Origin of the sequence: Paracoccus gahaiensis (assembly GCF_005048225.1) — a bacterium.
In the GTDB taxonomy this organism is placed as follows: Bacteria; Pseudomonadota; Alphaproteobacteria; order Rhodobacterales; family Rhodobacteraceae; genus Paracoccus; species Paracoccus gahaiensis.
Genome location: NZ_SUNI01000014.1, coordinates 107,487 through 118,018, shown reverse-complemented (window position 1 = coordinate 118,018; position 10,532 = coordinate 107,487). Strand labels below are relative to the sequence as shown.

Below are 10,532 nucleotides of genomic sequence, written 5' to 3'. Positions count from 1 at the left end.
GCGCCAACTCGACGCCTCACCCGGTCATCCATTCCCAAATTTCACCCCGGTCTCTCAAAAGCGCCTCGCAGCGCTCCGTCTTCCCGGCCCCTCCAGCGTTCCCGCCTTCGGTGAAGCGGTGTTTAGGCCTGGCGTCGGTTCCCCGCAACAGGAAAATGCGCCGCCCTGCCATAATTCTGTCATCATACTGGTTTTGCAGAACTATTTCTGCGGCGAGATCAGGCATTCGCATGATTTGCCGACATCGTGAGACCGCCGGATGAGGAATCACCACCCGTTCCCGGGCGAGTCGGGCGGCCGAAGGGGCGGGATTCGGCATCCGGAAACGCAAAAGGCGCGCCACAGGGGCGCGCCTTCGTCTTGCGGATTCGGTAAAATCAGCGCTTCGAGAACTGGAAGCTGCGGCGAGCCTTGGCGCGGCCGTACTTCTTGCGCTCGACCACGCGGCTGTCACGGGTCAGGAAGCCTGCGGCCTTCAGCGCGGCGCGCAGATGCGGCTGGTGCAGCTGCAGCGCCTGGCTGACGCCATGCTTGACCGCGCCGGCCTGGCCCGACAGGCCGCCGCCCTTGACGGTGGCATGCACGTCATACTGCCCGACCACGCCGGCAACCTCGAAGGGCTGCTTCAGGATCATCTGCAGCACCGGGCGCGCGAAATAGGCGTTTACGTCCTTGCCGTTCACGGTGACCTTGCCGGTGCCCGGCTTGATCCAGACGCGGGCGACCGCGTCCTTGCGCTTGCCGGTGGCATAGCTGCGGCCCAGATCGTCGATCTGCGGCTCGCGGTTGATGGCGGCTTCGACGACGGCGGCAGGCGTTCCCGTCACGGCGGATTTCAGATCGTCCAGAGTCTTGAGGTCTTCGGCCATGATCATGCGCTCCGCGTGTTTTTCTTGTTCAGGACTTTCACGTCCAGAACTTCGGGCTGCTGGGCCTCGTGCGGGTGCTCGGGGCTGGCATAGACGCGCAGGTTGGTCATCTGCTGCTTGCCCAGCTTGTTGCGGCTGATCATGCGCTCGACGGCCTTGACCACGACGCGCTCGGGATGCGCGCTTTCCAGGATCTGGCGCGCGGTGCGGTGCTTGATGCCGCCCGGGTGGCCGGTGTGCCAGTAGTACTTCTTGTCTTCACGCTTGTTGCCGGTCATCTGCACCTTGTCGGCGTTGATGATGATGACATTGTCGCCCATGTCCATGTGCGGCGTGAAGGTGGGCTTGTGCTTGCCGCGCAGGCGGCTGGCGACGATCGTGGCGAGGCGGCCCAGAACGACGCCTTCGGCGTCGATCAGGATCCACTTCTTGTCGATCTCCGCCGGTTTCGCGGTATAGGTCTTCATCTGTCGTCCCTTCAGGGTCGTAATCACAAGAGATGGCGGTATATCGAAGATCGCCCGCCCAGCGTCAAGTGCGCGGGCGGCGAAATTCGACAGTCAAAGCAATGGATTGCAACTTAGGTATCTGAATACCTCATTCGAAGACCCTCGGATGTCACACTTTTGGTGGAATCGCATAGGTCATCGAAGCGCGCGCGACCGGATCGGGCAGCCCGTCGGACCGGACCAGCGCCTCGGCCACGGCCAGCACGCGGCCCAGCTTCAGCAGCCGGCACTGCGCCACCAGATCGCGCCCCGCCTCGGGCTTGCGCAAGAAGTCGATCGAGGCATTGGTCGTCACCGCCAGCGCCACCGGGCCGAGGCGCGACAGGATCGCGCAATAGATCGCCAGGTCGGCCAAGGCGAAGATCGAGGGCCCGCTGACCGTGCCGCCCGGGCGCAGATGCTGGGGCCCGACCGTGAGCCGCGCCACCAGATCGCCCTCGCCCACGTGATCGACGGCGAAGCTGCCCGCGATCTGCGGAAACTCCCGCGCGAGGAAGGCGTTCAGCGCTTCCTTGTCCATGACGATGGTCATGCGTCCCCCCTGCCCGGCTGCGGGCCTATTGCCTAGGTTCGGGCCAGAGCTTCGACGAGGCGGACGAAATCCTCACCGCGCTTCTCGAAGTTCGGATATTGGTCGAAGCTGGCGGCGGCGGGGGCCAGCAGCACCGTGTCGCCGGGTTCGGCCTCGGCTGTGGCCCGGGCCACGGCCTGGTCCATCGTCTCGGCGATCTCGGAGGGGGTCTGGCCCAGTTCCAGCGCGAAGTCGCGGGCCGAATGGCCGATCAGATAGGCCTTCACCACGGCACCCAGATGCGGGGCCAAGGCCGCGATGCCGCCCTCCTTGCCCAGGCCCCCGGCGATCCAGCGGATGCGCGGGAAGGCCTGCAGCGCCTTGGCGGCGGCATCGACATTCGTGGCCTTGGAATCGTTGACATAGCGGACGCCGCCGATCTCGGCCACGGTCTGGCTGCGATGGGGCAGGCCCGCGAAGCTGTGCAGCGCCGCCTCGATCTCGCGCGGGGCGAGGCCCACGGCGCGGCAGGCGGCATAGGCGGCGCAGGCGTTCTGGTGGTTGTGCGTGCCGGGCAGCCCGCGCATCTCGCGCAGGTCGATCGAGGCCGCCTGCCGCCCCTTGCGGTATTCCGACAGGAACCCCTTGCGGGCAAAGACCGACCACGCGGCGGCGTCCAGCTTCTGCCCCGCCGAGATGCGGATGACCCGGTCGTCGGACGGGCCCATCGCCAGCTGCCCGGCCAGATATTGCCCCTCGGGCTCGTCCACCCCGATCACCGCCCGGTCCGGGCCGCCTTCCGCGAACAGCCGCCGCTTGGCCGCGAAATAGCCACCCAGGCCCCCGTGCCGGTCCAGATGGTCGGGCGAGAGATTTGTGAAGACCGCCACGTCCGGTGTCAGGGCGCGGGCAAGCTCGGTCTGGTAGCTGGACAGCTCCAGCACCGCGACCTCGCCGTCGATGGCGGGCTGCAGGGACAGCACGCCGGTGCCGATATTGCCGCCCATCTGGCTGGGGCGCCCGCATTCCTCGAGGATATGGTGGATCAGCGCGGTCGTCGTCGACTTGCCGTTCGAGCCGGTGACGGCGATCACCCGGGGGGCGCGGTCGAAGCCGTCCCAGTCCTCGGTCGCATAGCTGCGAAAGAAGAGGCCGATGTCGTTGTCGACCGGAATGCCCAGCTGATAGGCCTTGGCGATGACCGGATGTGCGCGGGGATAGAGATGCGGGATGCCGGGGCTGACGATCAGCGCCGAGACGCCCTGCCAAACGGCGTCGCGGGTCAGGTCCACCAGATGCAGGCCCTGCGCCTCGGCGGCCTCGCGCGTGTCGGCGCCATCATCCCAAGCAATGACGGTGGCGCCGCCTGCGGTCAGGGCGGCGGCGGTGGCCATCCCTGAGCGGCCGAGGCCGAGCACGGCGATGGTCTGGGCGTCGACGCCTTGGACGGGGATCATGGGGTGGCCTCCTGTAAGCGAAGGCCGGGGGCTGTCTGCCCCCGGACCCCCGAGGATATTTCTGCCAAGATGAATGTCAGCGCAGTTTCAGCGTGGCAAGGCCGATCAGGGCCAGGATCAGGGCGATGATCCAGAAGCGGATGACGATCTGCGCCTCGCCCCAGCCCTGCTTCTCGAAATGGTGGTGGATGGGGGCCATCAGGAAGACGCGCTTGCCGGTGCGCTTGAAGTAGAGGACCTGGATGATGACCGACAGCGCCTCGACCACGAAGAGGCCGCCGACGATGGCCAGGACGATCTCGTGCTTGGTCACCACCGCGATGGCGCCGAGGGCGCCGCCCAGGGCAAGGCTGCCGGTATCGCCCATGAAGACCGCCGCCGGGGGGGCGTTGTACCACAGGAACCCCAGCCCGCCGCCGATCAGGGCCGCGACGAAGATCAGGATCTCTCCGGTGCCCGGCACATGGTGGACGCCCAGATATTCGGTGAAGTCGACCCGACCGACCGTATAGGCGATGACCCCCAGGGTGCCTGCCGCGATCATCACCGGCATGATCGCCAGCCCGTCCAGCCCGTCGGTCAGGTTCACCGCATTGGCCGATCCCACGATCACGATCATCGCGAAGGGGATGAACATGAAGCCCAGATTGACCAGCACATCCTTGAAGATCGGCAGCGCCAGCTGATTGGTCAGCGCCTCGGGATGCAGCAGCGAGGCGGCCAGCGCCGCCAGCGCGGCGATCCCCAGACCCAGCCCCATGCGGATGCGCGAGCTGACGCCCTTGGTATTGTGCTTGGTGACCTTGGCGTAATCGTCGGCGAAGCCGATCCCGGCAAAGCCCGCCGTCACCAGAAGCACAATCCAGACATAGCCGTTGTCCAGCCGCGCCCAGAGCAGCGTCGAGACCAGCAGCGCCGACAGGATCAGCAGGCCTCCCATCGTGGGCGTGCCGGCCTTGGACAGGTGGCTTTGCGGACCGTCGTCGCGGATCGGCTGGCCTTTCTTCTGGACGCGGCGCAGATAGTTGATCAGCGGGCGCCCGAAGATGAAGCCGAAGAACAGCGCCGTGAAGAACGCCGCCCCCGCCCGGAAGGTGATATAGCGGAAGAGGTTGAAGAGATCCCCGCCCTCGGAGAGGTTGCTGAGCCAGTAGAGCATGGCATTATCCTTTGTCTTGGGCGGCCCGGGCACGCAGCGCCTCGACCACCATGGAAATCCGCGAGGATTTCGAGCCTTTCACCAGCACGATGTCGCCGGCAGAGATCAGGTCGGGGCCCCGGGCGGCCAGCTCGCCCGCCGTCGCCGCCCAGAGGCCGCGCCGGTCCTCGGGCAGGGCCTCGTGCAGATGGCGCATCAGCGGGCCCGCGCAATGGACCAGATCGACGTGGGCCATGGCCGGATCATCGACGATGGCGCGGTGTAGGGCAATCTCGTCCGCGCCCAGTTCCAGCATGTCGCCCAGGATCGCCACGCGGCGACCGCCCTCCAGCGCCACCAGCATGGCAAGCCCCGCCGACAGAGAGGTCGGGTTGGCGTTGAAGGCGTCGTCGATCAGGCGGATGTCGCCCAGATCCTCGATCGCGCCGCGACCCTTCGGGGGCTGCCAGTCGGACAGATGCGCCGCCGCCTGCGGCAGATCGGCGCCCGCCGCCGAGATCGCCGCAAGGACGCCGACCGCGTTCATCGCGAAATGGCGGCCTGTCGTGGCCAAGGTGAAGGTCACCGTCTCGCCGGTGATGCGGGCATGGCAGGCCAGCGCGCCGTCCCGGGCGGTGATCCGCAGCGGGCGGGCCGCCCCGTGATCGCCGAAGCCGATGACGACCGCGCCGGCCGCATCGGCCCCGTCGCGCAGGATCTGCGTGACGGGCAGATCCTCGGGCAGGATCGCGTGGCCCACGGGCTGCAGCCCCTGGAAGATCGCGGCCTTCTCGCGCGCGATGCCGTCGATGGCGCCGAACGCCTCAAGATGCGCGGCGGCGACGGTGGTGATCATCGCCACATGCGGGCGGGCCATGCGCGACAGGGGCGCGATCTCGCCGGGATGGCTCATGCCGATCTCGATGATGGCGAAATCGGTGGCGGCGGGCATGCGCGCCAGGGTCAGCGGCACGCCCCAATGGTTGTTGTAGCTGGCCTCGGCGGCATGGATGCGTCCCTGCCCGGCCAGCGCCGCCCGCGCCATGTCCTTGGTCGAGGTCTTGCCGACCGAGCCGGTGATCGCGATCACCTTGCCGGTCATGCGGGCACGCCCGGCGCGGCCCAGGGCTTCCAGCCCCGCCAGCACGTCGGGGACGACCAGCAGCGGCGCATCTGGTGCAACGCCTTCGGGGATGCGGCTGACCAGCGCGGCGGCGGCCCCCTTTTGCAGCGCCTGCACGACGAAGTCATGCCCGTCGCGCGCATCCGTCAGCGCGACGAACAGATCGCCCGGCGCCAGCGTGCGCGTGTCGATCGAGACGCCCGAGGCCGTCCAGTCGCCCTGCGCGCGACCGCCGGTGGCGGAAGCGGCATCAACCGCAGTCCACAGGATCGGAGCAGAAGTCATATCCGGCCATCCAGCGCCGCCACGGCGACTGAGGCCTGTTCGGCATCGTCGAAGGGGTAGACATCCTGGCCCACGACCTGGCCGGTCTCGTGGCCCTTGCCGCAGATCAGCAGCGCATCGCCCGGCTGCAGCGCATCGACACCGCGCAGGATCGCCTCGGCGCGGTCGGCCACCTCGGTCGCCTCGGGTCCGGCGCCCTCCATCACGGCGGCGCGGATCAGGGCGGGGTCCTCGGTGCGGGGGTTGTCGTCGGTCACGATGATCTGGTCGGCATGGGCGCGGGCCGCCTGCCCCATCAGCGGACGCTTGCCCCGGTCGCGGTCGCCGCCGGCGCCGATGATGCAGACGATGCGGCCCATCACATGGGGACGCAGCGACTCCAGCGCCGCCGTCACCGCGCCGGGCTTGTGGGCATAGTCGACAAAGACCGCCGCCCCGTTCTCGCGCTGCGCGGCCAGCTGCATGCGGCCCCGCACGGTGGTCAGATGCGGCAGCACGCGCAGGATGTCCTCGGCCGCGTCGCCGGTGGCCAGCGCCAGGCCCATCGCGGCCAGCACGTTCTCGGCCTGGAACCCGCCGATCAGCGCCAGCCGCACCAGATAGGGCTGGCCCATCACCGAAAAGCGCAGATCCTGCCCGGTCGCGTCATAGCGCTGGCCCAGGATGCGCAGCATCGCCTGCTCGCCCTGCCCGACCGTGGTCAGCGCCAGCCCGCGATCCTTGGCGATATCGGCCATCTGCCGGCCGCGCGGGCTGTCGATGTTGATGACGGCGCTGGCGCCGTCCTCCAGCACGCGGTTGAACAGCAGCGCCTTGGCCGCGAAATAAGCGTCGAAATCCGCGTGGTAATCCAGATGATCCTGGCTGAAATTGGTGAAGGCCCCGGCCTCCAGCCGCACCCCGTCCAGCCGGCGCTGGTCCAGCCCGTGGCTGGAGGCCTCCATCGCGGCATGGGTCACGCCCGCGCCCACGGCATCCGCCAGCACGCCGTGCAGGGTCAGGGGATCGGGCGTCGTATGGGCCAGCTTGGCCTGGTGATCGCCCTCGACCCCCATCGTGCCCAGGCTGATCGCCTTGTGGCCGAGCGCCTGCCAGATCTGGCGGGCAAAGCTGGCCACGCTGGTCTTGCCGCTGGTGCCGGTCACCGCCACGACGTGGTCGGGCTGGTCGCGAAACCACAACGCGGCAGCACTTGCGAAAGCCGCGCGCGGATCCTCGGCCACGACCAACGCGCCGTCCCAGTCCGCCAACAGCTCGGCGGCGATCTGCGCCCCCTGCCGGTCGGTCAGGATGGCGGCGGCCTGCATGCGCAGCGCATATTGGATGAACTCGCCGCCATGAACCGCCGATCCGGGCAGCGCCGCGAACAGATGGCCGGGCTTGACCGTGCGGCTGTCCAGCGACAGCCCCGTGATCGCGGGGTCGCGCCCGCCCGGCGCGCGCAGCCCCAGCTGCGCCAGCGTCACCAGATCCTTGTCCACAGTCTCACCCGTCATTGATTTGCGACGAGCTTTATCTCAGGCCCTTGCACAGGTTCAACACGCGGTTCGAAGCGGGCGGCGATCGTCGGCAGGTTTTCGTCGGTCACCGGATCCAGCCCCAGCAGGGGGCCCACACGGCGGATCAGCTCGGCGGCGACCGGCACGGCGGTATAGCCGGCCGTGCGGCTTTCCTGACCGTTGCCGATCTGCGCGGTCGGCTCGTCCAGCGCCACGATCAGCACGTATTTCGGATCGCTGGCCGGGAAGACCGAGGCGAAGGTCGCGATGACCTTGTTCTTGTAATAGCCGCCCGAGGAGCGGGGCTTGTCGGCGGTGCCGGTCTTGCCCGCCACCTCATAGCCCGGCACCTCGGCCTGGCGCGCGGTGCCGCGCGTGACCACCTGGCGCAGCATGTCCACCGACATCGCGGCGGCGCGGGGCGACAGGACCTGCTCGCCCTCGGGGCGCTGGCGGCCGTGGATCAGGGTCGGCGTCACTCGCTTGCCGCCATTGGCGATGGTCGCATAGGCCACCGCCAGATGCAGCGGGCTGGCCGCCAGCCCGTGGCCGAAGCTGACCGTGGCCGAGGTCACGGCGGGCCAGCGGGTGGGCACCAGCGGCTGGCCGGTGGGCGCCTCGACCATCTCGATGGGGGTCGGGGCGAACAGGCCCAGCTTCTCCAGGAAATCCTTCTGCCGGTCGGGGCCGATCATCTGCGCGATCCGCACCGTCGCCACGTTCGAGGATTTCACGATCACGTCCGTGACGCTCAGCTCCTTGCCGTAATTGTGGAAGTCGTTGATCAGGAAGCGCCCGATCCGCATGGGGGCCGCCGCGTTGATCCCCGAGGCCGGGTTGACCAGCCCCAGATCCAGCGCCTGCGCGACCGGGAAGATCTTGAAGGTCGAGCCCAGCTCGTACTGGCCCTGCACCGCGCGGTTGAACAGCGGGCTGTCCGAGGGCTCGCCGGTCAGCAGCGGGCGCGGGCGGTCGTTGGGGTCGAAATCGGGCAGGCTGGCCATCGCCACGATCTCGCCGGTCTTGACCTCCATCAGGATGCCGGTGGCACCCTTGGCATTCATGACGTTCATGCCCGAGGACAGCACGTCCTCCATCGCCTGCTGCAGGGTCAGGTCGATGGACAGGGCCAGAGGCGCGCCCTCGTTGGCGGGATCACGCAGCCAGGCGTCGAAGGCCTTTTCCACGCCGGCGATGCCGATCACCTCGGCGCTGCTGACGCCCTCGTTGCCAAAGCCCGAGCCGCCCAGCACATGGCTGGCGATGTCACCATTGGGATAGATCCGCATCTCGCGCGGGCCGAACAGCAGGCCGGGCTCGCCCAGATCATGGACGGCCTGCATCTGCTCGGGGCTGATCTTGCGCTTGATCCACATGAACTTGCGGTCGCCGGTGAAGTCGCGGGTCAGCCGCTCGACCTCCAGATCGGGGAAGATCCGCGCCAGCCCCTGCGCGGTGCCCACCGGGTCGACCATCTGGTGCGGATGGGCATAGACCGAATGGGTCAGCAGGTTCGTGGCCAGCACATGGCCGCGCCGGTCGATGATGTCGGCCCGCTGCGAGATGATCTGCGCGGACAGGACCTGCCCCTGCGGCTCGGCCGCCGCGCTGGAGGCCAGCGTCCCCATGCGCGCCGCCACGGTGCCGAAGGCCAGAAGGAAGCAGCCCGCCATCACCACCAGCCGTCCCTCGGCCCGGCGCCGGGCGCGGTCCTGGATCTTCTCGTGGCGCAGGCGGCGGTTCTCGGCCTCGATCTCGTCGGGATTCTCGCCACGGTCACGGGCGCGAAGAATGCGGGCCAGGGGGCGCAGGGGGGTGCGGATCATGGCGTTGGTTCCTCGGAGAGTTCGGGTTGGGGGTCGGTCAGCGGATCGGGCGGCGGGGGCGGCTTGGGATAATCAACATGCTCCAGATCCAGCATCTGGCCGGTCTCGACCGGGACAAGCTGCAGCCGGTCGAAGTTCAAGTCGACCAGCTGGCTCAGCCGGTCGGGGCGGTTCAGGAAGGCCCATTCGGCCCTCAGCACGCCCAGTTCCTCGCGCAGGCCCGCGATCTCGCGCTGGACCTGGGACATCTGGCCCATCGAGGCCTGGGTCGCGTAATTCTCGCGATAGGCCCAGAAGGCCAGACCCATGACCACCAGCACGCAGCCCAGATAGGTCAGCGACCGCATCAGCCGCGCTCCTGTCCGGGCAGGCGCGGCATCGCCAGCGCCTTGGCCTCGACCGTGCCCGCCGGGGCCTCGGTGCGGATGCCCACGCGCAGCAGCGCCGAGCGGGCGCGCGGGTTGCCCGACAGCTCGTCGGGGTCCGGGCCGATGGCGCGGCGGAACGGCAGGGTGAAGCCCGGTTCCAGCACGTCCTGCACCGGCGCATAGCGGTTGCCGCCGCCCCCCTGATCCGAGCGCGCCTGCATGAAGCGTTTCACGATCCGGTCCTCGAGCGAATGAAAGCTGACCACCGCCAGCTGCCCGCCGGGCTTCAGCGCGCGTTCCGCCGCCGACAGCCCCGCGACCAGCTGACCGAACTCGTCATTCACCCAGATGCGGATAGCCTGGAAGCTGCGCGTGGCCGGATGGCTTTGGCCCGGCTTGGGGCGCGGCAGGCAGCCCGCCACGATCTCGGCCAACTGGGCGGTGCGCGTCAGCGGACGGGCCGCGACGATGGCCTTGGCGATGCGGCGCGAGGCGCGCTCCTCGCCGTAATGATACAGCACATCCGCGATCACCCCCTCCTCGGCAGTGTTCAGCAGATCGGCGGCCGAGGGCACGTCGCCGCCCATCCGCATGTCCAGGGGCCCGTCGCGCATGAACGAGAAGCCGCGCTCGGCCTGATCCAGCTGCATCGAGCTGACGCCCAGATCCAGCACGACCCCGTCCAGCATCTGCCCCGCCAGGCGGTCCATGTCGGAAAACGTCCCCTCGACCAGCCGCAGTCGGTCGCCATAGGGCGCGCGCCAACCTTCGGCCATGGCGACGACGGCAGGATCGCGATCGACGCCGATCACCAGATCGGCCCCGGCCTCCAGCAGCCCGCGCGCATAGCCGCCCGCGCCGAAGGTGCCGTCCAGCCAGGTGCCGGTCACCGGGGCGACGGCGCGCAACAGGGGAGCCAGCAGGACGGGGATATGCGGACCGGCCAT

Annotated in this window: 11 protein-coding genes; 1 reads left to right on the top strand and 10 read right to left on the bottom strand. The window is 68.7% G+C overall.

Annotated elements, in window-relative coordinates:
- A partial coding sequence (locus FA743_RS20480) for a hypothetical protein (protein ID WP_211242281.1) occupies window positions 1–250 on the top strand: 250 nt, incomplete at its 5' end.
- 127 nt (window positions 251–377) lie between these two features.
- On the opposite strand, the gene rpsI is transcribed toward FA743_RS20480, so the two are convergent.
- The 10 genes from rpsI to rsmH all read right to left on the bottom strand — a co-directional run bounded on the left by rpsI (window position 378) and on the right by rsmH (window position 10,532).
- On the bottom strand, window positions 378–869 hold the full coding sequence (rpsI, locus tag FA743_RS14225; protein WP_136886772.1) for a 30S ribosomal protein S9: 492 nt from the start codon (window positions 867–869) through the stop codon (window positions 378–380).
- 2 nt (window positions 870–871) lie between these two features.
- The gene (gene rplM / locus FA743_RS14220; protein ID WP_135312174.1) at window positions 872–1,336 is read right to left on the bottom strand and encodes a 50S ribosomal protein L13; all 465 of its coding nucleotides are present in this window, start codon (window positions 1,334–1,336) and stop codon (window positions 872–874) included.
- Window positions 1,337–1,487: 151 nt separating this feature from the next.
- Complete coding sequence (locus FA743_RS14215) at window positions 1,488–1,910, bottom strand: PaaI family thioesterase (protein ID WP_136886764.1); 423 nt, start codon at window positions 1,908–1,910, stop codon at window positions 1,488–1,490.
- Window positions 1,911–1,942: 32 nt separating this feature from the next.
- Window positions 1,943–3,346 carry a UDP-N-acetylmuramoyl-L-alanine--D-glutamate ligase gene (murD, locus tag FA743_RS14210; RefSeq protein WP_136886763.1) on the bottom strand — a complete coding sequence of 468 codons (1,404 nt, stop codon included), beginning with the start codon at window positions 3,344–3,346 and terminating at the stop codon, window positions 1,943–1,945.
- 76 nt (window positions 3,347–3,422) lie between these two features.
- Window positions 3,423–4,505, bottom strand: coding sequence for a phospho-N-acetylmuramoyl-pentapeptide-transferase (mraY, locus tag FA743_RS14205; RefSeq protein WP_136886762.1), 1,083 nt, complete (start codon window positions 4,503–4,505; stop codon window positions 3,423–3,425).
- Window positions 4,506–4,509: 4 nt separating this feature from the next.
- On the bottom strand, window positions 4,510–5,892 hold the full coding sequence (locus tag FA743_RS14200; RefSeq protein WP_136886761.1) for a UDP-N-acetylmuramoyl-tripeptide--D-alanyl-D-alanine ligase: 1,383 nt from the start codon (window positions 5,890–5,892) through the stop codon (window positions 4,510–4,512).
- The gene (locus tag FA743_RS14195) at window positions 5,889–7,388 is read right to left on the bottom strand and encodes a UDP-N-acetylmuramoyl-L-alanyl-D-glutamate--2,6-diaminopimelate ligase (protein WP_211242280.1); all 1,500 of its coding nucleotides are present in this window, start codon (window positions 7,386–7,388) and stop codon (window positions 5,889–5,891) included. The genes FA743_RS14200 and FA743_RS14195 overlap by 4 nt, the downstream gene beginning before the upstream one ends.
- The gene (locus FA743_RS14190) at window positions 7,385–9,217 is read right to left on the bottom strand and encodes a peptidoglycan D,D-transpeptidase FtsI family protein (RefSeq protein ID WP_136886760.1); all 1,833 of its coding nucleotides are present in this window, start codon (window positions 9,215–9,217) and stop codon (window positions 7,385–7,387) included. Before FA743_RS14190 ends, FA743_RS14195 begins: the two co-directional genes overlap by 4 nt.
- Entirely contained in the window at window positions 9,214–9,564 is a 351-nt protein-coding gene (ftsL, locus tag FA743_RS14185; protein WP_246054970.1) for a cell division protein FtsL, read from the bottom strand. The genes FA743_RS14190 and ftsL overlap by 4 nt, the downstream gene beginning before the upstream one ends.
- Window positions 9,564–10,532 (bottom strand): 16S rRNA (cytosine(1402)-N(4))-methyltransferase RsmH, encoded by a 969-nt coding sequence (rsmH, locus tag FA743_RS14180; protein ID WP_136886758.1) that lies wholly within the window; start codon window positions 10,530–10,532, stop codon window positions 9,564–9,566. Before rsmH ends, ftsL begins: the two co-directional genes overlap by 1 nt.